At 36.0% G+C, this 26,634-nt stretch carries 18 protein-coding genes; 9 read left to right on the forward strand and 9 right to left on the reverse strand.

What is annotated here, in order from left to right; genetic code table 11:
* Nucleotides 1–69 precede the first annotated feature (69 nt).
* Nucleotides 70–756, forward strand: a complete 687-nt coding sequence (locus WC623_RS13905; protein ID WP_372852039.1) for a DUF4377 domain-containing protein — start codon at nt 70–72, stop codon at nt 754–756.
* Nucleotides 757–781: 25 nt separating this feature from the next.
* On the opposite strand, the gene WC623_RS13910 is transcribed toward WC623_RS13905, so the two are convergent.
* Entirely contained in the window at nt 782–1,378 is a 597-nt protein-coding gene (locus tag WC623_RS13910; RefSeq protein WP_372852041.1) for a hypothetical protein, read from the reverse strand.
* 127 nt (nt 1,379–1,505) lie between these two features.
* On the opposite strand from WC623_RS13910, the gene WC623_RS13915 reads away from it, so the two are divergent.
* From WC623_RS13915 to WC623_RS13925, 3 genes are all read left to right on the forward strand, one after another.
* The gene (locus WC623_RS13915) at nt 1,506–2,096 is read left to right on the forward strand and encodes a hypothetical protein (protein ID WP_372852043.1); all 591 of its coding nucleotides are present in this window, start codon (nt 1,506–1,508) and stop codon (nt 2,094–2,096) included.
* Between the two features lie 57 nt (nt 2,097–2,153).
* Nucleotides 2,154–2,651, forward strand: a complete 498-nt coding sequence (locus WC623_RS13920) for a phosphoheptose isomerase (protein WP_372852045.1) — start codon at nt 2,154–2,156, stop codon at nt 2,649–2,651.
* Nucleotides 2,652–2,716: 65 nt separating this feature from the next.
* Nucleotides 2,717–3,445, forward strand: coding sequence for an acyl-CoA desaturase (locus tag WC623_RS13925; protein WP_372852047.1), 729 nt, complete (start codon nt 2,717–2,719; stop codon nt 3,443–3,445).
* 49 nt (nt 3,446–3,494) lie between these two features.
* Here WC623_RS13925 and WC623_RS13930 read toward each other — a convergent pair whose 3' ends face one another.
* On the reverse strand, nt 3,495–3,917 hold the full coding sequence (locus WC623_RS13930) for an SH3 domain-containing protein (protein ID WP_372852048.1): 423 nt from the start codon (nt 3,915–3,917) through the stop codon (nt 3,495–3,497).
* A 17-nt stretch (nt 3,918–3,934) separates the two neighbouring features.
* The gene (locus tag WC623_RS13935) at nt 3,935–4,432 is read right to left on the reverse strand and encodes a BON domain-containing protein (protein WP_372852050.1); all 498 of its coding nucleotides are present in this window, start codon (nt 4,430–4,432) and stop codon (nt 3,935–3,937) included.
* A gap of 300 nt (nt 4,433–4,732) precedes the next feature.
* On the opposite strand from WC623_RS13935, the gene WC623_RS13940 reads away from it, so the two are divergent.
* Nucleotides 4,733–5,599 carry an RNA polymerase sigma factor RpoD/SigA gene (locus tag WC623_RS13940; RefSeq protein WP_372852051.1) on the forward strand — a complete coding sequence of 289 codons (867 nt, stop codon included), beginning with the start codon at nt 4,733–4,735 and terminating at the stop codon, nt 5,597–5,599.
* 45 nt (nt 5,600–5,644) lie between these two features.
* Here WC623_RS13940 and WC623_RS13945 read toward each other — a convergent pair whose 3' ends face one another.
* On the reverse strand, nt 5,645–6,952 hold the full coding sequence (locus tag WC623_RS13945; RefSeq protein ID WP_372852053.1) for a DEAD/DEAH box helicase: 1,308 nt from the start codon (nt 6,950–6,952) through the stop codon (nt 5,645–5,647).
* A gap of 185 nt (nt 6,953–7,137) precedes the next feature.
* Here WC623_RS13945 and WC623_RS13950 point away from each other — a divergent pair, with 185 nt between their 5' ends.
* Entirely contained in the window at nt 7,138–9,039 is a 1,902-nt protein-coding gene (locus tag WC623_RS13950; RefSeq protein ID WP_372852055.1) for a DNA topoisomerase IV subunit B, read from the forward strand.
* Between the two features lie 230 nt (nt 9,040–9,269).
* Nucleotides 9,270–11,276 carry an ATP-binding protein gene (locus tag WC623_RS13955; RefSeq protein WP_372852057.1) on the forward strand — a complete coding sequence of 669 codons (2,007 nt, stop codon included), beginning with the start codon at nt 9,270–9,272 and terminating at the stop codon, nt 11,274–11,276.
* 4 nt (nt 11,277–11,280) lie between these two features.
* Here the strand turns inward: WC623_RS13955 and WC623_RS13960 are convergent, their stop codons facing one another.
* From WC623_RS13960 to WC623_RS13970, 3 genes are read right to left on the reverse strand one after another with little or no spacing between them, the layout of a single operon-like run.
* Nucleotides 11,281–12,303 carry a YihY/virulence factor BrkB family protein gene (locus tag WC623_RS13960; protein WP_372852059.1) on the reverse strand — a complete coding sequence of 341 codons (1,023 nt, stop codon included), beginning with the start codon at nt 12,301–12,303 and terminating at the stop codon, nt 11,281–11,283.
* Between the two features lies 1 nt (nt 12,304).
* The gene (locus WC623_RS13965) at nt 12,305–14,653 is read right to left on the reverse strand and encodes a BamA/TamA family outer membrane protein (protein WP_372852061.1); all 2,349 of its coding nucleotides are present in this window, start codon (nt 14,651–14,653) and stop codon (nt 12,305–12,307) included.
* Entirely contained in the window at nt 14,637–19,721 is a 5,085-nt protein-coding gene (locus tag WC623_RS13970) for a translocation/assembly module TamB domain-containing protein (RefSeq protein ID WP_372852063.1), read from the reverse strand. The genes WC623_RS13965 and WC623_RS13970 overlap by 17 nt, the downstream gene beginning before the upstream one ends.
* Nucleotides 19,722–20,014: 293 nt before the next feature.
* On the opposite strand from WC623_RS13970, the gene WC623_RS13975 reads away from it, so the two are divergent.
* Nucleotides 20,015–23,092, forward strand: coding sequence for a DNA gyrase/topoisomerase IV subunit A (locus tag WC623_RS13975; RefSeq protein WP_372852065.1), 3,078 nt, complete (start codon nt 20,015–20,017; stop codon nt 23,090–23,092).
* A 19-nt stretch (nt 23,093–23,111) separates the two neighbouring features.
* Here WC623_RS13975 and WC623_RS13980 read toward each other — a convergent pair whose 3' ends face one another.
* Together WC623_RS13980 and WC623_RS13985 are read right to left on the reverse strand one after the other, a co-directional pair.
* Nucleotides 23,112–25,439 carry a M1 family metallopeptidase gene (locus WC623_RS13980; RefSeq protein ID WP_372852067.1) on the reverse strand — a complete coding sequence of 776 codons (2,328 nt, stop codon included), beginning with the start codon at nt 25,437–25,439 and terminating at the stop codon, nt 23,112–23,114.
* Between the two features lie 23 nt (nt 25,440–25,462).
* Nucleotides 25,463–26,050, reverse strand: coding sequence for a HupE/UreJ family protein (locus WC623_RS13985; RefSeq protein WP_372852069.1), 588 nt, complete (start codon nt 26,048–26,050; stop codon nt 25,463–25,465).
* A 64-nt stretch (nt 26,051–26,114) separates the two neighbouring features.
* Here WC623_RS13985 and WC623_RS13990 point away from each other — a divergent pair, with 64 nt between their 5' ends.
* Nucleotides 26,115–26,600 (forward strand): DUF6702 family protein, encoded by a 486-nt coding sequence (locus WC623_RS13990; RefSeq protein WP_372852071.1) that lies wholly within the window; start codon nt 26,115–26,117, stop codon nt 26,598–26,600.
* The last annotated feature ends 34 nt before the right edge of the window (nt 26,601–26,634 follow it).

Raw genomic sequence — 26,634 nt, forward strand, 5'->3', positions numbered from 1 at the left:
TAACAGCTTTTGTGGAATTCAAGAAATTGTTGCATCATATTTGTATTACACAATTAAATGAAATTTAATATGATTAAAAGTATCAATTCTAGAATGATTTTAACGCTCGTTTTAATGTTTGGATTTTCTCTTGCGTCTAAATCAGAAATAATTAAAATGGTAATTAAAGAAGATCTGGCCAGTTGTACAGGAGTGGCGCCTATGACCTGTATGCAGGTGAAATATAAAAACAGTAAAAATTGGGAGCTGTTTTATAATCAGATCTCTGGATTTAAGCATAAACCGGGATATCGTTATGTTATACTTGTTGATCGTACCAAAAGGAAAAATGTTCCTGCAGATGCCTCTTTATATGAATACAAACTTAAAAGGATTGTACAAAAAACAAAGGTTAAAGTAAAGACAAATACGGCATGGGATTATGTTCTGAAACATAAATGGAAGTTAATCCAAATGAATGGAGTGACACAAACGACCTCTCCAGTTTACATGACGTTTGATGGAGAAAAGAAACGTGTGACGGGAAAATCAGGATGTAATAATTTTTTCGGTGGTTATGATAAAAGTGAGGAGACGCTTGTTTTCAAACAAATGGCAGGAACAAGGATGGCTTGCAGTGAAGATCTAAATAAGTTAGAACATCAATTTCTAAGCTTGTTAGGCGATAAAACTTTTAAATTCGATGTTGCTGACCAAACTTTAAATCTTTATCAGAATAATAAATTGGTATTAATGTTTGGAGCTGCTGCACTTTAATGAAGCAGCTCCAAAATTAGCTTGATTATTCATCAAGTAAAGAAACACAGTCATTAGCGAGCGTTTTTAACCTGGAATTCAGAGTGGTTAATTGTTGTGGTTCCTTAATGGTTTTATAAAGGTTATTTATAATATTTAAAGTGTTTTCATCAGGGTCACATGCTTGTGATTTTTCAAAATAAGGAAGAGTAAGCAGCACTTGTTTTTTATAGTTTTTAAAAGCTTCGGCATGTAATGTGGCGTTTTTTAATTGTGCCGCCGCTGTTACTTTTTTACCTAAAGCATCACTTTGTCTTAAATAAATAAAGGCTAATGCACGATGTGTAACATAGTGTCCTGGGACTGTTTTAATTACTTTTTGATAATGTGGTATTGCCAGTTCTGGTTGTTTATCTTCTTCATATATACTGCCTAAATGAAAGTTTATATTAGCGATTTGTTTTTCATTCAATTCAGCACTACGTTCAAACAGGGCTAAGGCTTTAGTTTTGGCTTCTTTTCTGTTAGGTGAATTCCTAAATTGTGTATAGTCAAAATATAGGTCGTCAATTTTTTTTGTTTGAGAGAATGCTGATTCAAATACTAAGAGGATAAAGAAATTGAGAATGATTATTTTTTTCATGAAAAGCGAATAATTTGGTTTAATCATAAAAGTAAACATCTTTTTGAATTATGCCAGTATAATGATTTGTATTTTGTAAAGTCAACTGATGTAATTAACTTCATTATCTGGATTAACATATATCAGATTGGAAGATGCTATAAAGGGACTTGTTCCCCATGTTTTGAGTTTTATTGTCAGTGAGTATTGCAAGTATGGTTTTTTACTAGCTTATGAGAGAGATTTGTCCGATTTGAAAGGCCTTGTTAAACCTGATTCTATTTCGTCTGAAGATTTTGAATTGCTTGAGGTTGTTGATGACCCTGCTGTAAAATTATTACTACGCTCAATAGACAAGGTGATCAATTGTTCAAAAACTTTTTTTCTAATCAATAATCTTGATGAGCTTGAAGTAATGGAGGATGATGAGTATAACCAACTTGCGTCTGACAATTACCACATTTATATTTTTGATTGGGAAAACAAGAGCTATCAGGATGTACTGATTAACTTAAATGCAGTATATTTTACCATCGCGAGGTTACTTTACCATACTGCAAGCCAATTGAGACGTAATGAAATTGAATTGCCTGATGAATTTTACGATGATGAATTTCTGGATAAGTACGAAGAGCTGCTGGAACAGAAAGTTTATGCGAATGATAAAAATGTAGCATTGTTATATGACCTTATCGCAGATTTGAATTTAGATCTGCTTGATATAGACCGTTTACCTTAATGAGTCTTGTATTTAATTGATATTATTATCTTTGGCAATTCTAAATACCAAAATAAAATGTCAGATCAAAAAAAAGAAATATTCGATAGTGTAGCACAACGTTTGAAAATCGAGGGGTTTAATGTTGTTAACCGTGATGAAACTCGTCCATGGGGCGGTTTTTTTGTTATTGATGAAGAACAAGCTCAACAATTTGCCAATATTTACTTTGATAAATTAAATGTAGATGAATTAAAAATATCTGGTAAACTAAGTCCGAAAATTTTAATAGTTGCACCAAACACAAGGCTTTCATGGCAATACCATCATCGTCGTGCTGAAATATGGAGAGTTGTAAATGGAACAGTAGGAGTTAGTGTAAGTGATACAGATGAACAGGGAGAAGTACAGCAACTTGTACCTGGACAAACGATAAAATTAAAACAAGGAGAGCGTCATCGCTTAATTGGCTTAGAGGATTGGGGCATTGTTTCAGAGATATGGCAACATACTGATTTAAATATGCCTTCTGATGAGGATGATATTGTTAGGGTTCAAGATGATTTTGGACGTTAAGGCATTTCAAAGTCATTTCTATCTTTTACCTAAGCTATTTACAAACGATATTCGTTAACCTTTATATGACTATTTTAATATTTTTTCTTTTACATTGGTTTCTCTCCCTTTTTTCCCAGACTTTCTTTCTTCATCGTTATGCATCGCATAAGATGTTTAAGATGAATTCTTTTTGGGAAAAATTCTTTTATCTCATTACTTTCTTGTCCCAGGGCTCTTCTTTTTTAAATCCCAGGGCTTATGCCATATTACATCGTATGCATCATGCGTTTAGTGACACAGAAAAAGATCCACATTCTCCACATTTTGTAAAGGATGTTTGGGGTATGATGATTCAGACTAAAAATATTTATCTGAATTATGCTAAATACAATGTTGAACCAGAAGAGCAATTTAGGGATAACTATCCTTCCTGGCCGTTAATTGATAAAATTGGTGATTCGTGGATAACACGGTTTGTTTTTATCAGTTTTTATGTTTGGTTTTATGCGACTTTCGCTACGGCATGGTGGATGTTTTTATTGCTGCCAATTCATTTTTTAATGGGACCGTTACATGGTGCAATTGTAAACTGGTGCGGTCATAAATATGGATATTCGAACCATGATAATAATGATCATAGTAAAAATTCTTTACCTCTTGATTTTTTAATGCTTGGTGAGCTGTTTCAGAACAACCATCACAAAAAGCCAAATAGTCCAAATTTTGCTTCGAGATGGTTCGAATTTGATCCTACTTATCCCTTGATGAAAATAATGCATTGGATGAGAATTATTAAAATCAGAAAGACATAAAGAAGGAGGGTAAATTTACCCTCCTTCTTTATGTCTTTCTAATGTGTTTTTAGCTGAGTGGAGTTAGATACTGGGTGTATGAATAGCCTTCTTCTCCTTGATCAGTTTTAATCATCCACCACTGATCATTTGCTTTGCTTACCAGCGTTACTACTTCGTTTCTGGCCGCTTTACCAACAATTTCATCGCTGGTACTTGGGCCTTTTCTTATATTCAGGTTAGAGCTATTGGTAGTTACTTTAAGTTTTGTCCCTTCAGATATACCGGCAACGCTATTGATGTTCATTACTACATCTCCTGAGGCATAGTTTGGATCTAAGCGTTCGTATGTATCCCATAACTGTTGTTTTATTGTGCCATTCGTAGCGCCATCTATATACAATACACCATCCTGCTCGCGTACATTTAAGTCGTTCACGCCTGCAGAAGTAGCAGTATCAATCAGTTCTTTGTATTTATCTTGTAAAGCCATCTTTTATTCCTCCTTGATTATTTGATTACCAATTGTGTATTGTCAACTTTTTTAGGTTTTAAAGCTTGTAATGCCATCATCAGTTTCTGAAGGTTGGCCTTTTGAATTTCACCTTTTAAAGTAATTACTCCATTAGATACAGTTGAGCTAACGGTAGGAAAGTCTTTTGTTGCATCCTTAACAGCTGCTGTTAGTGGGTCGTCCAGAGCAATAGATACTGGAGCTGCAGGTGTTATAGTCAGGTTATTTACTACTGATTTTACTCCGATAATGCCAGCGGTGGCTTTTTCAAGATCATTTTTAGTAGCTTCATCAGCAACTTCACCTGTTAATGTGGCTACGCCTTTGTCAACTGTGACAGTTGTTCCTAAGGCCGAAGGTTTGGTCTGCAGGAGCGTTTCAATAGCAGCTTTTAAGTCAGCATCCTTTGGCTTATTTTTGCAGCCTGTTAAAGTCGCTGTCATAACTGAAAGCACGATTATAGCAGCGATCAATTTGCTTGTGATTTTTTTCATAGTTGAAGTAGGTTTTGACGATTAACGTTAATTCGTTAATATACTACAAGTTATCAAAAAAAAACAACAAGTTCTATTAAAATAATATGCAGAAATTATAATCTTTTGCCGTCGAAAGATATTTCATTAAATGATGAATTGAAATTATATTCTGTTAGCAGTAAATTTATTAGCACTAACGGAATGTTATTCTGAGAAGAAGTGTCAAAACTGCGTTGTTCCCTGATTATTTATTTGATTAACGATTATAGAAAATACCTGTCTAGCTTTGATAAGTATAGATTAACGTTATCAAATATTATGAGACAATTAAAGATCGCTCAAAGCATTACAAACCGTACTGAGGATAGTATTTCCAGGTATCTTATGGATATCGCTCAAATTGAATTACTTCAGCAGGAAGAAGAAGTAAGTCTGGCAAAAATGATTCAGGATGGTGATACGCAAGCTATGGAAAAGTTAGTTAAGACTAATCTTAGGTTTGTTGTTTCAGTTGCAAAACAATACCAAAATAAAGGTATGGCACTTTCGGATCTGATTAGTGAAGGGAATTTAGGATTGATTAAAGCAGCGCAGCGCTTTGATTATACTAAGGGATTTAAATTTATCTCATTTGCAGTTTACTGGATCAGGCAAGGTATTATTCAAGCAATATCTGATCAAAAGCGTGTGGTGAGATTACCAGGCAATCAGATCAACGATATGCAGAAAGTATCAAAGGCAATGATTAAACTTGAACAGCATCTGGAGCGTACACCTACTTTAGCTGAGCTTGCTGAAACTCTTGAACTCTCTGAAGAAAAGGTCGCTGATATTTTGTGTAGCGGTAGCAGTGCCGTATCTGTAGATGTTCCATGTGGTTTAAGTGCGGAAACAACGCTTCTCGATGTGTTGGCTAATCAAAATTCATTAAATCCAATAAATCAATTATATAGAGATTCTTTATCTATAGATATGATTAGAATGTTGAATCGATTGCCTCAAAAACAGGAGATAATTATAAAATACTTCTATGGAATTGGTGGTTTCCCTCAGTTAAGTTTTGACGATATTGCGTTTAAAGTGCGATTAACTCCTGAGCGGGTTAGACAATTACGAAACAAGGCTATTGATACTTTAAAGAAGTTTGGTGAAATTAATATGATGATAGAGTATTTTCAAAATTAAAGAAACCACTTACAAGCTGTGGTATCTTTAATTTTGAAAATAGGTTTATTTTTTAGACCATTTTCTTCCTCCCTGAGGTGTCTTTTTTGCTCCACTAAGATTAGGCTGACGTTCAGTTCTTTCATTACGAGGCCCTCTTTCAGGACGTGCGCCTCTTGAAGGTTTTGCTTTCCCTTTGCTTTTTGCTGCTGCAGCGCCAGACATCAGACTTTGCCAGCTCATTGCGTAAGGATGATCCTCTGTTACAGGGATTTTTAGACCGATCAGCTTTTCGATATCATCCAGAAACTCTTTTTCCTCAGGATCGCAGAATGAAAAGGCTGTACCACTTAATCCTGCTCTACCAGTACGGCCAATACGGTGTACATAAGTTTCAGGGATGTTTGGTAATTCGTAATTGATTACGTGTGCCAGTTCGTCTACATCAATACCACGGGCCGCTATGTCAGTTGCGACTAAAATACGGGTTGTTTTTGCTTTGAAGTTTGTCAATGCCCTTTGTCTTGCATTTTGAGATTTGTTACCATGAATCGCTTCTGCTTTTATACCTGCTTTAATCAAGTCTTTAACAATACGATCTGATCCATGTTTAGTTCTTGCAAACACCAATGCTGTTTCTATGGTTTTGTCTTTCAAAATATGCATTAAAAGACCTCTTTTGTCATTCTTTTCTACAAAGAAAATCTGTTGCTGGATTTTTTCAGCGGTTGAAGATACCGGAGTTACTTCAACTTTAACAGGATCGGTCAGAATGGTATTGGCCAAAGACTGAATTTCTTTAGGCATAGTAGCCGAGAAGAATAATGTTTGTCTTTTAACAGGTAACTTGGTAATTACTTTCTTTACATCATGAATGAAGCCCATATCCAGCATCCTGTCTGCCTCATCAAGTACAAAGATCTCAATGTCCTTTAAGTTAATAAAACCTTGGTTCATCAGATCTAATAATCTTCCCGGTGTAGCAACAAGAATGTCTACACCTTTATGTAGTGCATCAGTTTGTGCTTTTTGACCTACACCACCAAAAATAACCAGATGTTTTAATGGAAGGTTTCTACCATAGGCCTTAAAGCTTTCCTCTATTTGTATAGCCAGCTCACGGGTAGGAGTTAGGATTAATGCTTTAATCGACTTATGGACCTTTGTATTGGTATGAGGTTTACTTAATAACTGAAGCATAGGAATAGCAAAAGCTGCTGTTTTCCCTGTTCCTGTTTGTGCACAACCTAGTAAATCTTTGCCTTGTAATATAGATGGAATGGATTGTTCTTGTATTGGGGTAGGTTGAGTATAACCTTCTGTTTGTAGCGCATTTAGAATGGGCTCAATCAGGTTTAATTCGTTGAATAACAATATTTTTGTATTTTAATTTAAAATTTATGACAACTTAAAGTTGTGTTTTTATGCAAATGTACATATAAGTTTCGGCTTTTACTTATTGGCTATTTTTACGCTAAAATGTGTATTTGTTGAAACTTTGTGGTTGATTGACATGCATATTAGCTTAAATTTGTAATTCTACTCTACTCAGATACATCATGGCAGAACCGAATTATAACGAAGATAGTATACGCTCTCTTGATTGGAAAGAACACATCAGATTACGTCCCGGTATGTATATTGGGAAACTGGGCGATGGTTCTGCTCAGGATGATGGTATCTATGTATTACTTAAGGAGATTGTAGATAACTCCATTGATGAGTTTGTAATGGGCTCTGGTCGTACAATAGAGATTACCGTTTCAGACCAAAAAGTAAATGTAAGAGATTACGGACGTGGGATACCTCTGGGAAAAGTAATTGATTGTGTTTCTAAAATTAATACAGGGGGTAAATACGATAGTAAAGCTTTTCAGAAATCAGTTGGATTAAATGGGGTCGGTACCAAAGCTGTAAATGCATTATCTACAAATTTCGTTGTACAGTCTTATCGTGATAACAAAACAAAGAAAGTAGAGTTCTCTAAAGGTGAGATCGTTCTTGAAAACGATATCATTGATACAACGCAACGGAATGGAACTGCAATAACCTTTTATCCTGATGAAACTATTTTCAGAAATTATCATTACATCCCGGATTTTGTGGAAAGTATGATCTGGAATTATGTTTTCCTTAATGCAGGTCTGACAATTAATTTTAATGGTCAAAAGTATTTTTCAGAAAGAGGACTTTATGATCTGTTACATAAACATGCGGATGTAGAGAGTGTGCGCTATCCTATTATTCACCTTGTTGGAAATGATATAGAAATAGCCATGACTCATGGACAGCAATATGGCGAAGATTACCATTCCTTTGTAAATGGTCAGCATACGACACAGGGAGGGACGCACCAGGCAGCATTTAGGGAGGCAGTGGTTAAGACAATCAGAGAGTTTTACAAAAAGGAGTATGACGCTTCGGATATCAGGTCATCTATAATTGCTGCAATTTCTGTACGTGTACAGGAGCCTGTATTTGAATCACAGACAAAGACCAAATTGGGCTCTCAGAATATGGGGCCTGATGGACCATCTGTGCGTACCTTCATTAATGATTTTGTTAAGAAAGAGCTTGATGATTATCTCCATAAGCATTCTGATGTAGCAGATGCTTTGCTGAAAAGAATTCTGCAATCTGAACGTGAACGTAAGGATATTGCTGGTATAAAAAAGCTGGCAAATGATAGAGCAAAAAAGGCATCCCTACATAATAAAAAATTAAGAGACTGTAAGGTTCATTTTAATAGTACACATGATAAACGTTATGAAACTACGTTGTTTATAACTGAGGGGGATTCTGCATCTGGCTCAATTACAAAATCAAGAGATGTAGATTGTCAGGCAGTATTTAGTTTAAAAGGAAAACCTTTGAATTGTTATGAGCTAACTAAAAAAGTTGTTTATGAAAATGAAGAGTTTAATCTTTTACAACATGCTTTAAATATTGAAGACGGATTGGATGGTTTGCATTATAATAATATCGTTATTGCTACAGATGCCGATGTGGACGGAATGCACATTCGTTTATTGATGATGACCTTCTTCCTGCAGTTTTTTCCTGACTTAGTTCGTGCAGGACATGTTTACATTTTACAAACTCCTCTTTTTAGGGTTCGGAATAAAAAAGAAACCATTTATTGCTATAGCGATGATGAACGTAGGAAAGCAATAGAAAAGTTGGGGAATAAGCCTGAAATAACCAGATTTAAAGGTTTAGGAGAGATCTCTCCTGATGAATTCGGACTGTTTATTGGAAAGGACATCAGACTTGATCCTGTGATACTAAAAGATCAGACAATTAAGAGTCTTCTTGAATATTATATGGGCAAAAATACGCCGGATAGACAACAACATATCATTAGAAATCTTCGGATAGAGAAAGACGAAGTAAGTAAAGAAGATGCCATCATTGATTCTTCGGAGGAAGAAGAGGTTGAAGGTGCTGTTGATGTAGCTTAATATTTAACATTATATATAGACGAATTCTAATTTTTTTGAATTATACTTGTAAACTGATCGATCCCCTATTGATACATTAGTTTAATAAGTTCTGCAGTGTAGCTGTGGTCAAAAAAAAAATTATGTCTCTTAGTGCTACAAAAAGATCTCCGATACGTTATTTTCTAATCGTATTTTTAATATTGATTCTATTTCTTTTTGCCTTTTTTTTATATCTAAGGTATCATAAGATGAATGAGCTGAAGCGTAATACTTCATTACTTATTCAACTTAAAGAAGACTATTCAAAAATGGATAGTTGTATTTATACGCTGTATCAGGCTGAGAACAATTCTCGCTTGTATGCTGTAACGGCCGACAGAGATTACATCAAAAAGTTTTCCTCACAAATTCAGAAGGTTTCAACTTATTTAGGAGAGTTAAACATAAATGTTGATGAAAATGTACTGACTCCAGATCTTAAAGGCATGCTGAAGCAAAAACGTCAAAAAACAGAAGGCTATTTGAAGCTAAGGAAGCTTACCGATAGTCTTGTTATTGGCTTTTCTCAACTTGGACTTGTAGAAAGGGAGGCTGAAGCTAAAATAGATCTCCCTGTTGCCAAAAAACAGTTTAAAACAGTTACCAGTTTTGATACAATCAAACATCAACCAGCTCCTAATAAGAAGTTTTTTGGCAGGATTGCAGATGCTTTCTCTTCAAAGAAAAAGGATACTTCTTTAACAATTATCAAAACAGAGCGAAATATTGTTGTTAATCAAGATGTAAGAAGCTTCAACAAAGAACAGATAAAAAAAATAGAAGCATATTATAAGCATCTCTATGCCAATGCAAATAAATTAAGAAGTGATGAAAAAGCCATTTTGTTATTAAATAATAAGTTGGTTGCAGAAATCATTGGCATATTGCAAACCTATAAGAATGAAGAGATTTCTTATATGATTGATACTAAAACATTATTGGGGAATGAGCTGCTAGCAGATATAAAGTCATTAGATTGGATCACAACAATTAATATACTTTTACTGGTGAGTCTGGTTGTGATAATTTTATACAATATTACAAAACTGTATAAAAATGAAAAGGTGCTGATTAATCTTGGAAAACGTGCTTCTCAGGAGTCTCACTCAAAAAGTCGGTTTCTCGCCAATATGAGTCATGAAATACGGACTCCCCTCAACTCTGTAGTTGGTTTTTCAGAGCAATTAAGTCAAAGCAAACTGACAGAAGAACAGCTTGATCAGGTTAATGCGATTCGTAATTCTTCAGAGATGTTACTAGCCCTGGTTAATGAGATTCTCGATTTTTCTAAATATGAGGTCGGAAAAATAAATCTTGAAAACACCTCTTTTTTACCAGCAGAGGAAATAATGGAAGTGTTTAATAGTATGAATGTTCTGGCAGTAAATAAAAACCTTGAACTGGAGAACAAGATCTCATTAGAAAAAGATGTACTGTTAATGGGAGATCGCTTACGTTTAAAACAATTGGTCATGAATTTATTAACCAATGCTATTAAGTTTACAATGAGCGGTAAGGTAACTTTAAAAGTAAATCTGATTTCACATGGTAAAAAGAATGCTGTTCTGAAGGTACAGGTTGAGGATACAGGGATTGGAATTGCTGCGGAAGATCTGGAGTTTATTTTTGATGAATTTTCGCAGGTATACTCCTCAACTAAACAAGGAACAGGTTTGGGATTGGCTATTTGTAAAAAGATTGTAGAGCTTCAGGGAGGTAAAATAGATGTAACCAGTGTGCTTGGAAAAGGGTCTGTGTTCAGTTTTGAGATTCCTTATGAATATGCTAAAGTAAAAGAGAATATACCAATAGTGGTGGGAGTTGAGCCCGTAACGAAGGGTAAGCTTACAGGGAAACATATTTTGTTGGTTGATGATAATAAAATGAATGTCCTGCTTGCACAAACGGTATTAAAAAAATGGGAAATGGATTTTGATTGTGCTTATGATGGGAAAGAAGCACTGGAATTATTTAAAAAGAATGAGTATGATCTAATTCTCACAGATATTCAAATGCCTGTAATGGGAGGGGTGGAACTTACTCATGAAGTAAGGTATAATGGAGATTTTAGTAAGTCCAAAATACCTATTTTGGGCATCACTGCCCATGTGCTGCAAGAGGATCGGGAAGCTTATCTGAAAGCAGGAATGAACGACCTGGTATTAAAGCCCTTTCTTGAACAGGAATTAATTGATAAAATCACTAAATACATATAAAGGGTTATATTTTAGTGTCTTGGGGGTGTTGAGGAGGCAATACCTTAACATCTTTTTCGATTACAACAATTTTAGTGTGGACCGCATATTTACTAGGCATAATACCTTTTGCATAACGTTCTGCATAGGCCTGAGTAAATTCAGCACCAAAATATAATATGATAGCGGTGTAGTAAACCCATAAGAGAATTACAATTAGTGAGCTTGCAGCTCCAAAGGCAGAACCTGGATTTCCTTTTTCAATGTAAATGCCAATCAGGTATTTACCCAAGCTAAATAATAAGGCCGTAAATAAAGCGCCGACAATTGCTGGTTTCCATTTAAGTTTAACATCAGGTAGTACTTTGAAAATTATGGTGAAGACTGCCGTTACTGCAATCAGCGTAATTGCATTATTTAAAATGCTAATGAGAAGGGTAGTGGTACTATCTACTACAGGAAAGTATTCGCTTATTTTGCTATTAGAAATAAGATAACCCAACCGATCACCAATGGCTACTACAATACTGTTGATGACCAGTGATACCAGTAATAAAAATCCAAGTGAGACAATTAGCGAAAAGGAAAGTAATCTGTTGACAATTAATTTTAGCCAGCCTTTTTTGGGAACCGCTTTTACTTTCCAGATCAGGTTGATACTATCCTGAATCTCCGTGAAGATCGCTGTAGACCCAATTATTAGTGTAACGATACCGATGATTAGTCCTATTGTACTTTTTCCAGTAGTGTTAGCATTGTTTACAAACGTCTGGAGTTGGGCAGCGGCGTCTGCTCCGACAAGTTCACCAATTTCAGAAAACAGTTCTTCTCTTGGATTAATTTCGACACTGTTAGGGTCAGGAGTTCCAAGAAATAAACTAGCTGCTGAGATCACAATAATAATAAGTGGAGTTAGTGAAAAAATAGTGTAATAAGCCAGAGCAGCACTGAGCTTCATTACCCGGTCTTCCATAAAGCCTTTACCAGCAGCAATAAATAAATGAATAGTAGCCTTTACAAAATGTTTTGCTTTTCTAAAAAGTGTCATGTTAAAATGGATATCCTATTCCAATGTTATAAATTAAATTTTCTTTACGCCATCCTTTATCCCCAAAATCTACCTGATCAATTACCCATCTTTTTCCTTCTGGAAGGTAAGGCTTACGAACTGGGAAAGCAACATCTAAGCGAATAACAAAAATAGTAGCGTCTAGACGAAGACCAGCACCCGTACCAACGGCCATTTCTTTAAATGCATTCTTGAGCTTGAATCCTGATCCAGGACGGGCTAGGCTCCCCTTTGGATCATCATCACTAGAAGGTGTACCCATATCTTCCTTTCTAAGCCATACGTTGCCAGCATCAGCAAATAAGGCCCCATATAAAATGCTGACTAATTTAAATCGAAGCTCAGTATTTAACATGGCCTTTATATCTCCACTCTGATCTGTATAGGTGGCGTCTTGGCCGGGCGTGAGGTGATCTCTATAGTTATACGTACCAGGGCCTAATGAGCGTGCGGGAAATGCACGGATATCATTAGTTCCTCCAGCAAAGAATTGACGAACGAATGGTAAGGAAGAACTATTTCCATAAGAATAACCATAACCAAGGTTTAAGCGGTTTGCCCATATTACATTCTTGGTAACCTTAAAGTAATCCCTTAAATCTAACTCTAAACGAACAAACTGGTTGATAGGAATGCCAAAAACAGAGTTCTTTCCTGCACTGTTCTTAGAAGCGAGAAGTCCCCATACATTTCCCCCCAATTCTAAACCACCATTAAAATAAATGTTGTTTCTCTGCGAGGAATTCATTTGATCACTATAGGTAAAGTTATAATTGCTTCCAATGATAAATTGTCTTTCAAGATTTTTCTTTAGTCCTGGGTTTGCATCGAAAAGACTATCTCTATTTCTTGCTGTAACTTTAGAGGTTACATAGTTAACCGAAATGGGATTAAACGTATGTTCTTTGTATTGGTTTTCTTTCCAGTTGTATCCAAATTCGGTTTTAAAAGAACTAAGGTTATAGGAAGACCCTCTGCTCAATAATTGATAGGATATGGATGCTATAGTTTTTGGAATGAAGTTGTTTGTGCTATTCAGGCCTTTGAAAGGTGTAATAAACCTTGGAAAAGTCAGTTTTGCTTCAGTGGTAAAGGAGTAAGAGTTTAACCCTTTGGCCACACCACTTACCTGGGTTTCAAAACCTCCGCTGACACTCACATCTAATTGTTCTGCTCCTCTGAATAGATTACGTGTAGTTTGTGTTAGCTTAAGTTCAGAGCCTACAAAGTTGTTTGATTTACTCGTGCCCGTAGCAGAGAAAGTAAGGGAGTTTTTCTTTAAGGGGGTCAAATAAATATTCAGATCCAACTGATTGTTTTTAAAACTATCTATTGGCAGAAACTCTGCTTTTACTGCTTGAAAAACGCCGATGTTAACCATTCGGTTCAAGGATTTGTTATGGTCTGTTCTATTGTAAAACTCACCTTTTTTAAAGAAGACCAGACGATCAAACAAACCAGGTTTAAAGGTGTTTCTTGGATCGTAGATGCTAAAATCGCTGTATTTTACAGGTGTAGAATTTCTTAATGCACTGTCTCTTCTTAAATTGTAATTTGGAAATATATTAATATTATTTACGCTATATGGCTTCAGGCTGGCATCAGGGGCAATATCTTTTACTTTAATTCTGATATCTACCAGATGATTTCCAATAGTGCTATCTACCTGTAAAATTAGGTAGTCGGGATTAAAATAAAAATACCCCTTTTCTTTCAGATCGTTGTCTATACGAATCCGTTCGTCTTTAAATACATCTAGATCATAATTGTTGCCAACCTTTAATAGTGTTTTGTCTTTGTTCTCGTTCACTATGCTCCCAACGCCAGAGCTGTCTTTAGGAAAAGTAACACTGTTGATTTTGTATCTTTCACCTGTTTTTGCCGTATATACGGCTTTTCCTTTCTTGCCTTTAATCACGGTATCACCAGTTACTTCAGATTGAAGATAGCCTTGACTGATGAGGTAGCTTTTTAATACCGCATTGTTGTAGGGAATTTTAACTTCACTGAGTAATACAGGTGGTTCGCCATTTTTCCTAAGCCAATTGCGTATTCCACCTTTCGGCTTTGTAGGTTCACCGGCCAGATTATAAATGCCGAGTTTAAACTTTATTCCCAATAATGATTTATTAGGTCTAGGGCGGGTTTTGCTTTCTAACTCTTCTTTTACTGCTTTCTGATTATCAATCTTCGCTGCAGAGTCTGGATTTATTTTGATATCTGCCCCAGTGTATAAATATTGACCTGGCTTTAGGCTCTTAGTAGTACTACAGCCAGCCCAGATTAAGCATGTAATTATAAATAAACCGGATCTAGTTAGTTGTTTCATCTTTAGCCTTTTGTTCTAATCTTATTCTTTTCTTTTTGGAGAATTTCTGGAATACCTCTCTAAATTTATTGTAATCTACCACCAGTGCAAAGCCTAGTCCTGTTTCAATAATCTGGCCTTCAATTACGCCTTCATTCTGATTTCGGCGATAAGCCCTTAATCTATATCTGCCGTCTCTGGACAGGAGGTATTCAATATTCACATTTCCTGCAATATTGGTTGAGTTTTGTCCTTGCTGTTCTGCACCTTCCAGCCCAAATGAGCTACCTACAGTTACAATCAGTCTGTCACTCAATAATTTTTTCGATAATCCAATTTCCAGATCAGTCTTTTGCTGCATTTGTCCACTTGAATAATCCTCTGAAGAATTCAGATTGAAATTAATATCGACTCCTTTCACCAGGCTTGAAGTAAGATTATTCAATTGCTCTGTAAGTAGTTTACTTACACTTGATCTTGCAATAGTAGAGATTCCACCACCGCCACCTGCCAGACTTTGGAATGGGTTGTCGGCAATAAAGCGTTCCAGAACAAGTAAGGCAAATACCTGTTTGTTCAGTTCTCCCTCATCCGTATTTACCTGTTGTAACTTCGTATAAACTGAACCACCCAGTGCGCCACGTTCATTTTCCGGGAGGTCTAGCTTAAATTTGATGATTGGCTTCATTAATTCCCCTGTCATCATTAAGTATACCTGGAAAGGGAGCTTAGTTTTTGCTATTTCCTGGCTTGGATCATTCAACAAATCTATCGGCGCAGCATTCACATTATACAGAGCGGTTAGGTTTACGTTAGCTGCGGTGGGTTCACCTGTCCAGACAATATTGCTTCCTTGTTGTAGCTTAAAGGATCTTTTTACCGGACCAACAGTTAAGTTATAGCTGCCATCTGAAATTTCATATCTTCCTGTTAAGCTCGTTTTGCCACTAGGATCCATCGTCGCCGCCAATGTGGCCTGACCTTTTACTTTTAACGCATCACCGTTAGTAGGGTCAACAACCACATTTAATTCTGCATTTTCGTCTATATTGATGGTTGCGCTTAAATTAAAACCTTTTATTGGGGCTTTACTGATGGAGTCTGCTGTTGTTAATGCTTTTCTACCATCATAAGGGGGAGCACTGAAATCTATGTATTGTACAATTCCTTCCTGATCAATAACTGAGGGATCATCGGGAGGCATGGCAAAGAAGAATTTAGTTTTATCCTCTACGCGAACATTCATGTCAACACTAGGTTGATTCAAATCTCCACGAACTTTAATGGTACTGGTTAAAAAGACCGTTCCATAGATCATTTCATTGTCTTCAGCAGTTGAGTTTAAAGCTCTGAAATTATTGGTACGGATGTCCATGTTAAATTTAAAATCCCTATAATCTTTGGTTAAAATTCCTCCTGTAATTACAGCTTTTTGGTTCAGAGAGTCCAGGATTGTAAACTTATTAAGATTGATCCCACTATCTGTAAAACTGATGGTCTCGTTGGGCATCCTGAAAAATGAATTAACATAAGCTACATTGAAACCTGCCTGATTAAATTTCACATCTCCCAATACTTTAGGTGCATCTAGACTCCCTTTTACCGATAACTGACCGCTGATGGTTCCTGTACCATTTTTAATTTGCCCCATTGAAAGACTTTCGATAGCCTTTAAATCTATTTTGTCGATATTCAAAGTCAAATCCAACGCACTTTCAGGAGCCGTATAATAAAAGCCACTTGCTCTTAATTCATGAACACCCGATAAGGCAATATTGGTTTCAAAAGCATTTTCCGTATTGTTGTTAACCGCAATGCGTAATGTTCCTAACATGTCTTTCTGATAGCGCAACTGGTCTATAGTCAGATTGGCTTCAAATTTAGGTGAGCCTGTCAGTTCTTTTACCTGAACAGTTCCATTAATAGCTCCGCCGGCTAAAGCGCTATCAGCTTCAGCAAATCGTGTTAGTGTCTCTATTCTGAAGTTTTTAAAATCTATTTTAAGGGGAGCATTAGGAGTATTGCTTTCGCTGTTAATGCTCAATAATTGACCTCCATTACTTAGGTTAAATTGGTTCGCCAATATGCCTGATTCTCCAAACTGGAAATAGTTCTCGGGAGCCACGGTCCATTTTTCATAATTTAACAATACCTTTTGTGGGTCAAAACTGAATCTGAAATCTTTATTCATAGAACTGAATTGCCCACCTAAAACATATTTGTCTTTACGCTTTCTATCCCTCAAAAATATATTGAGATCAAGTAGGTTATTTACAGCTGCTCCACTTATTTCATTGTTAAAAAAAGCTAATGATGGACTTTGCAGGCTTTTGATATTTAGCTTGTAATTTAATTTTTGATTATCATTATTAATGTTCAGTCTAGTGCTATCAACACGGTAGCTTCCATATGTGACTTGTGGAAAAACGGCATCGATGTTCATGCTATCTTTTTTCGTGTCTAACAAACCTCGCATTCGGGAGGGAGCGAAGTTACTTAGTTCTGGAACCAGATTTTTTAGGATTTTGGGATTGTAAAAGTTTACATAAAACCTAAAACGCTGGTCAGGGATTTTGGTAATGGCTCCAAACTGATAGTATTTGTTAATTTGATTAATCACTGCACTACCTAAATTGGTTAGTTGGTATTTCCCATCAATTTTTGCCCTTAGAAATTCTGATTTTAGAGTGAGTAAATTATGGTCTGCAGATGCTTCTGAATGTACAATGATAGTGTCTACATTAAATTGTTGTCCTTCTTTCACTACCTGCATTCCATTTACCGTAATGTCCCCGTTCAGGTAATCCGGGTCGGCCGTTTTTATATCTGCTTTTATCAACCCGGCTAATTTAAACTCAGTGGTGCTAAAGTTTAACTTTTGCAAATCTATTTGTTTTAGGTCCACATTGCCTTTTACAGCAGGGTATTTGCCAGATATATCTACATGTGCAGCCAATGCAAAATTGGCATTGGTGTCGGCCATGTTGCTCTTCAAATCTAATTTCTGATTGGCATATGTCCCGTTTAAAGTTAAATTTCTGTATGTGTATTTGTTATAGTAGGCGCTAACAACTTGTCCATTAACTGTTGCAGAAGCTTTCTTCGCATCAAGACCTGTACCTTTAACATTAGCTTTTACAGTAATTCTGCCTAGCTGCGGTTCCATTTTTAACAGCTTTCCAACGTTAAAATTGTTTAAATTAATATTGGCTGTATAACGCTCTTTACCTTTTGGACCTTTCATGTCAGCAATTAATTTTGCTGAACCCATATCTGTATTGATATTAAATCCGGTATTAAAATTAGTCATGGATCCTTTAAACTTACCATTCGCATTAATGGTATTTGGTAAGGTAATATTACTTGGAAGAGCAGTCTTTGGAATAACAACAAGCAAATCACCCTTGGTTAAAGAGAATCGCTTGATGTTTAAATCAAGTACAGCTTTATTAACATCTGGTAAACCCTTCGCAGTTCCACTAACATCGATATGAGTACTCTTTAATCCATCAATCTGTAATTTAGGTATCACAAGGTTGTTCATATAACCATGAGCCTGTGCTGTTACCTTTATTTTTTCATTTCGATAGTTCTCTGGTACAGCATCACTAAAATAGGCTGCGTCTTTAAGACCTAGGGTCGTATTCTTTAACTGAGCATATACTTTAACACGTTCTGGATGCTTAGTTAGATCCTCCATTGAGGTATAGTCCAGTTGAGTGCTGTTTTCAATATTGGTATTGGGGGTTCTTACTATAAGGTTATTTATTTTTGTTTGTTTTTGAGTATAGGATATATCACCTTGTAGTTTTAATAATTCAAAGCCACTCTTTTCTTTTAGTTTGCCAGATTTTACGTTTACCAGGATTCCAGCATCGCTATAAGCGATTTTTTCTGCCTGCAAGCCCAGTTGTTTAATATTAAGGTGGTTAAAATCCATCCCTTTGACTGGTTTCTCTGCAAGATTATCGAAGACGATATTGTTATCTGCCAGGTTTAGGCTGTTTAGTAACAATGAAATTCCTTGTTCCGTTGTTCCTGTATCGGTTTTAACTTCTGCTTTTGAAGGTGGAACAGGCTTAAAAGCAAACTGTACATCAGATCGGTTTAAAGATGCTTGATCTAGTTGGTATTTACTGTTCTTTACATCTGCAATAAGCTTTGATAAGCTAAATTCTTTAAGGTTGACTTTAGCATTCATTTCTGAAGCTGAGGTTTTAAAGTCGACTTTACTATCATTAATTTTTCCATCCTCAACTTTATACTGGCTATTGGTCAAGTCTACAAATAGCTTTGTTAGTATCAGGTTATTTAAATCAACATCTGCACTGGTTTTCGACAGCCTGTCATCAAATCCAATTTTTATTTTATTAAAGGCAACATCTTGTATTTCTACCAATGGGAGTTTACCAGATTCAGTCTTTGAAGTGTCAATGCTTTTTTCAATGTGATTCTTTAATTGTGTTAGCGGTTTTTGCTGCAAGTACTTAACCGAAGTATTGTTTAAAGACAGTTTTTTGATTACGTAATGCTGATTATCAAGATCAAAATCTTTAATGTTGGCTTTAAACTCGCCTAGGGATAACCGCATATCGTTGCCTGCTACATCGTCGCGATAAACAATTCCTATATCTTCCAGGTTAATCTTATTTATGGAAAATTTTAGGGTAGATGTAGTATCTTTCTGAACTTGCTCTTCGGGTTTAGTTTGCTCAGACATAAAAGCGTCCACTAAAAAAGAGAAGTTGAAAGATGTGTCGGGGTCAATACGTGTTACGTTTGCCCTTATTTTTTGTAATGTGATGTTATTTATCTCAACTTTATTGTTTAAAAGTTTGAACAAACTAATGTCAATTGCCAATTTTTGGGCATAAAGTAAAGTGTCCCCCTTTTTGTCTTCAATATAAAATTTGTTAAGTATAATGTCTTTAGGTAGGCCAATCTTTATACTTTCAAGACTGATTTCAGTCTTGGTCTTATTTTTAAGATATGAAATTGCCTTGTCTTTAACGAAATTTTGAACAGCAGGAATATTTAGAGATAAGGCAATCAGGATCACAAGCAAAAAAATGCCGGTAATAATCCACATTAAAATTTTGAGACTTTTTCGTATATATATGTTCAAGGGACTGGATTAAAAGTTTATTATGTAAAATATTCACTAAAACCATGCCACCTGGCACTGTTTGTTTTTATTAATATACTACAAGCAATTGAAATAATTGTTTAAAGTATAAATAAGTTGTATGTTTTATAACTTTGTAAGCGAAAACAGGTAAAACTTCTATTTAAAAGAATAAATACAAAAATAAGAACTGTTAAGAACTCAGTTCTGGAAATTCGTTTTCAACCCTTATATTTACAGCATAACAATCCTTTTTGATGAGCGAAGAAATAGAAAACAACATAAACGAAGAAAACAAACATACCGTAATTCCAATTAACGGGCTTTACGAAAACTGGTTCCTCGATTATGCTTCCTATGTAATTCTGGATCGCGCTGTACCACACATCAATGATGGCTTGAAGCCGGTACAGCGACGTATCATGCATTCTTTAAAAGAGATGGATGATGGTCGTTTTAACAAGGCCGCCAACGTGATCGGCAATACGATGAAGTATCACCCGCATGGTGATGCATCTATTGGTGATGCAATGGTGCAGATAGGCCAGAAAGATTTACTGATCGATTGCCAGGGTAACTGGGGCGACCCAATTACTGGTGATAATGCGGCAGCTCCTCGTTACATTGAAGCCCGTTTATCTAAATTTGCAAATGAAGTTGTCTTCAATGGTGACACTACTATTTGGCAATTGAGTTATGATGGTCGTAACAATGAGCCAGTTACCTTACCCGTTAAATTTCCTTTGTTATTAGCACAGGGTGCCGAGGGGATTGCTGTAGGTTTGGCGACCAAGGTTATGCCCCATAATTTTATTGAGTTGCTGGATGCTTCAATAGAATCGTTACAGGGGCAACGTCCAAATATTTTACCAGATTTCTTTACGGGTGGGATGGCTGATTTTTCAGCCTATAATGAGGGAATGCGTGGAGGAAGAATTCGTGTTCGGGCGAAGATTACAGAAAAAGATAAGAAAACTTTAGTCATCACTGAAATCCCTTTCAGTACAACTACGGGATCTGTTATTGACAGTATTTTATCTGCAAATGATAAAGGTAAAATCAAGATCAAGAAGATCGAAGATAATACAGCTGCACATGTAGAAATTGTTATCCAACTAGCACCAGGGATTTCTCCCGATGTAACCATTGATGCGTTGTATGCTTTTACTTCTTGTGAGGTTTCTATTTCTCCGAATACTTGTATCATTAAAGATGAGAAACCACAGTTTTTAAGTGTAAATGACATTCTAATCCAGAATGCCTTGCATACAAAAGCCCTGTTGAAGAAGGAACTAGAAATCAAATTACATGAGTTACAGGAAAAGATATTCTTTAGTTCCCTGTTAAAAATATTCATCCAGGAAGGGATGTATAAAAATGCAGAGTATGAGAATTCAGGTAATTTTGAAATAGTTGTAGAAGTATTAAATAAATTATTTGATCCTTTTAAATCTAGTCTATACAGAGAAATTTTACCGGAAGATTTCAAGAAGCTGATTGATAAACCAATGAGTAGTATCACTCGTTTTGACGTTAAGAAAGCTGACGATCAGATGAAGGCACTTTCAGATGAGATTAAAGTAGTTAAAAACCACTTACGTCATCTAACTGAGTATGCCATTGCCTGGTTTCAAAAATTAAAGGATAAATACGGTAAAGGAAGAGAACGTAAAACTGAGATTCGCTTGTTTGATCGTGTAGAGGCTTCTAAAGTGGCACTTGCCAACGTGAAATTATACTTAAATCGTGAGGATGGATTTATTGGCACAGGCCTTCGTAAGGATGAGTTTGTTGCTGATTGCTCTGATATAGACGAGATCATTGTTTTTAGAGAAGACGGAAAGTGTATTATCACTAAGGTCGCAGATAAAACCTTTGTAGGTAAAGGAATTTTACATGCTCAGGTGTTTAAGAAAGGAGATGAACGTACCATTTATAATATGATTTATAAAGATGGTGCCAGCGGAATCTCTTATATCAAACGTTTTGCTGTAGTAGGTGTTACACGTGATAAAGAATACGATTTAACTAAAGGTAGTAAGGGTTCAAAGGTGCTATATTTTACTGCAAATCCTAATGGAGAGGCCGAGATTATAACAGTTCAGCTTAAACCCCATACAAAGTTAAAGAAATTGCAATTTGACCTTGATTTTGCTGAGATCGCTATTAAAGGTCGAGGGTCTCAAGGAAATATTGTGTCTAAATACCCTATTAAAAAGATCCTTCTGAAGAGTAAAGGTGTTTCTACATTGTCTGGATTAAAGATTTGGTATGATGATCTTTTAAGAAGGCTAAATGTTGATGGACGCGGTAAATATCTTGGGGAATTTGATGGTGATGATAAGATCTTGCAAGTACATAAAGAGGGTTGGTATGAGCTGAGTACTTTTGAACTGAGCAATCACTTTGATGCCGATCTGATTTTGATTCAAAAGTTTGATCCTGAAAAACCTTTTGCCGTAGTACAATTTGAAGGTAAAGCGAAAAACTATTTTATAAAGCGATTTGTTTTTGAACTTATTGGGGTAGGAAAGAAGCAAAGCTTAATCAGTGAAGAGAGTGGTTCTAGATTTTTACATCTGACCAGTAACCCTGCCGCAATGCTTACTGTTGATGTGTTGAAAGGTAAAACTCAGATTCCTGAGACCATTGAAATAGTGTTGTCTGAGTTTATAGACGTGAAAGGAATTAAAGCTAATGGGAACAGACTGAGTGCCCATGATGTTAAAAAGATAACCATCTCCAATAATAAAGAAATAGAACCAACTGAAGAGGTTAAAGTTGCTGCTGTTGATGGGGTGAATTCTGAGGCGGCAGATGATTTTCAAGACGAGGTTATGCTTTCAAGTGAGGAAGCATCTATTGAGCTAAATGTAGAAAAAACAGACCCCGGGATTGTTTCTTTGCCAGAACCTGATGATGAAAAGCCTGAGTCAAAAGTTAAAAAGGCATTTGAGGTGAAACCTACTGTTAAAAAAGTGATAGAATCTGAGCAGGAGGTTGAAGCTGAGCATGAACAAGAAGCTCCAGCTGTTGAAAAACCAGTCGTTCCTGAAGCGCCGTTAACTCCAGAAAAGCCTAAAAAGGCTTGGGGAAGTCCGGCCTCTGAGAAACCTGCTGCAGAAAAGGTTGAAGCTACGTCGATTAAGCCTGTTGAGCCTACACCAGCTAAAACTATTCCTGTTGAGCCTGAAAAGACGAAGCGGGTCGTAAAATCAGAGCCGAAGAAAGAGGAACCAAAAAAAGAAGAGAAACCAGTTAAGAAAATAGATTTTGAAATCACCAATCCTGATGACATTAAGATTGATGATAAGGGTCAGTTGGGATTCTTTTAGTAACAGGTAATTTAATAAACTAGCGTTGCCTGGATTGTTGCATAGGGTTTGTCCCAGCAGATGATCCACGCGGCGCTTGTTGCTTTTTAAATAACTCAAATCTTGTCGGTTGACTTTGTCTTGGCCATGAATTATTGCCCTCATCAATATCAGCGGTTTCACGATAAGGGTCTATCTGAACTGATCTTACTTCTTTATCCTTCGCAAATACCTTAGTAACTTTATTCTCGTCCTTTCTCCATATATAAGCAGGAATGCGGTCAATTTCTTTACTTCCATCGATGAATGTCCATTCAATGATAATAGGCATCACTAATCCACCAATATTGGATAAGTCAAGTTCGTAAAAATTCTTTTTGCTTTCATATAGCTTACGTTCGTCATCAGACAGACTATTCAAGTAACTTTGAAATTCCTGATCTGCAGATTTGCCGACTTCAAAACGGTTAAATTTATTATAAAAATCATTTAAGCTTGTATCCTGTTCAACAGCGAATTTTATGCCCTCTTTACGATTACGTTCACGGCCTATGTTGTACTGATCTTTATCATAGGCCTTTTTCTTCTCTTTGTTTTCAGTAGTGGCATTCATGCTATTCATTCTGTAATAACGAACATCATTTAAAGAAATATCAACCGGATCTGTTCCAAAAAACCATCCTCTCCAAAACCAGTCAAGGTCAACAGCTGATGCATCTTCCATTGTTCTGAAAAGATCAGCTGGGGTAGGGTGTTTAAAAGCCCATCGCTTTGCATATTCTTTAAATGCATAATCAAAAAGTGTTCTGCCCATCACCGTTTCTCTTAAAATATTTAAAGCAGTAGCAGGTTTAGCGTAGGCGTTGGGCCCAAAGTTGATGATGTTTTCGGAATTGGTCATGATAGGTTCCAGCTGATCCTTAGGCATCTTCATATAATCAGTAATCTTATGAGCCGGGCCACGTTGAGATGGGTAGTTATTATCCCAGGCTTGTTCAGTCAGGTATTGACAAAATGTATTTAATCCTTCATCCATCCAGGACCATTGTCTCTCATCCGAATTTACGATCATAGGGAAAAAGTTATGCCCAACTTCATGAATAATTACACTGATCATTCCATACTTTATAGCTTCGGTGTAAGTACCGTCCTTTTCAGCGCGGCCATAGTTAAAACAAATCATTGGATACTCCATGCCATTTGCCGCTTCTACAGATATGGCAACTGGATATGGATAAGGTATGGTATGTTTAGAGTATTCTTTTAAAGTATGATCAACAACCTTAGTAGAGTACTTATTGTAAAGCGGGTAAGCTTCAGGGCCATAGTACGACATGGACATGATCTTTTTTCCATTGATATGTGTAGCCATAGCATCCCAAACCAATCTACGTGATGATACCCAGGCAAAATCTCTCACATTCTCAGCTGTGTATGTCCATGTTTTCTTTGCAGATGATTTTTTGCTTATAGCAGATTGAACTTCTGAAAGATTAATAATTTCTATAGGTGCTTTTGTTGTTTGTGCTGCATTCCACCTTTTTAGACTTGTTGAGCTAAGTACCTGAGCATAATTCTGACATTCACCGGTTGCGCCTACAACATGATCGGCAGGAACAGTCATATTAACTTTATAATTGCCAAAGGCCAGGGCAAATTCACCACGTCCTTCGAACTGTTTATTTTGCCATCCCTGGAAATCAGAATAAACAGCCATCCTTGGAAACCACTGCGTTATGGTGAATAGATAATTGTCGTCCTCAGCAAAATATTCATAACCTCCTCTGCCACCATCAATCATACGGTTAGCAATATTGTAATTCCAGATTATTCTTAGTTTATATTTTTGTTTGGGTTGTAAAGTAGCAGGCAGGTCAATACGCATCATGGTATTATTAATGGTATATGGTAAAGCTGTTCCCTTTTCGTCTGTTACTTTTAATATTTGAACTCCGAGTTTGTTTTCTGGATTAATGATATTGGTTAAAGCTTGGTAATCCATTTGTGTGGACATTTTACTTCTTTCCGTCAATTTGTTATCACTACCGGCTTTATGTTGATTTTCATCTAGTTGTACCCATAAATAGCTTAATGGGTCAGGAGAGTTATTGTAGTAGGTAATGGTTTCAGAGCCATTTAAGCGTAGGTTTTTTTCATCCAGTTCTGCATCGATTTCGTAATCAGCCCTTTGCTGCCAGTACCCAGGCCCTGGTGCTCCGGATGCAGATCTGTAAATGTTTGGGTCGGATATAATGGTGCCGAGTTGTTCAAATTTGTTCCCATGATTGGATCCCGGATTGTTTATATGCTGAGCGAAAGCATTTGTACTAAATATAAAAGCAATAAAAAATACAAGATTTTTATTCATAGGAATGTTAGGTATTTATCTGATTACGAAATTAGCCCGGCTAATCTTTCTGCCGCCATAACGAACGAAATTCCAAATATAGCCGATGAAAGAAAGAAATTATAATCCCATCGCTTAATTTTTACAATCCAGAGCATAATGAAGGATATTATAAGAACTACCACTACAATAAGAAGCTGACCGAATTCCAGGCCTATATTAAAAGCGAATAGTTCGGCAGTTATATTGCCACTTTTTCCAAGAAGGCTTTTTAAGTAATTAGAAAATCCCAGGCCATGTATCAAGCCAAAAAATAAAGCCATTGAGTATTTAAAGTTTTGACCTTTTGGTTTTTGTCTTTTACTAATAATATTTGATACGGCAGTAATGAGGATGGTAACTGGAATAAGAAATTCGATTAACGGTGTATTTACACTAATGATCTTAAATATACTTAAGGCCAATGTAATACTGTGACCAATAGTAAAAGCAGTTACCAATATTAATACTTTTTTCCAGTCAGAAATTGTATACATACCGCAAAGTACAATTACAAATAAGATGTGATCATAACCTTGCCAATCTAAAATATGTTGCCAGCCTAACTGAAAATATAGGGGAAAGTCCTGCATTGAATATTTTTGTAAATTCGCTAATTATTAAAGCAATATCCTTATTATAATTAATAAAAGCAAAATGCCGCAATTACTCTTACTTTTTTGGTTAAATATTTTTCATCCTTTTTACGTAAGTGTTACGGAGATTGTACATCATAAAAACACAGGTAATGTACAGGTTAGTGTAAGGGTTTTCTTTGATGACTTTGAAAAAGCATTAGAGAATAAGTACAAGAAGAAAGTGAATATCTTAAAGCCATCCAATAGAGAAGAATTAGAAGCTCTTATCACATTATACATTAAAAACCATTTAAAAATTAAGGTAAACGGAAAAGTACTTGATTTAAAATTTCAGGGTTATGAAATAGAAGAAGATGCCGCTTGGTGCTACTTTGAAACTCCAAAAGTCAAAGTTATAAAGGAATTGTATGTTGAGAATGATATTCTATTTGAGCAGCATTCATCACAGAGTAATATGATCCATGCAATAGTTGATGGTAAAAGGAAAAGTACTAAACTGGATAATCCTAAAAAAGAAGTGAATTTTATTTTCCTCAGCAATTAATATGCATTGATTATGCTATTCTATTGGTCTGAGC

Origin of the sequence: Pedobacter sp., assembly GCF_041645105.1 — a bacterium.
Taxonomy (GTDB): Bacteria; Bacteroidota; Bacteroidia; order Sphingobacteriales; family Sphingobacteriaceae; genus Pedobacter.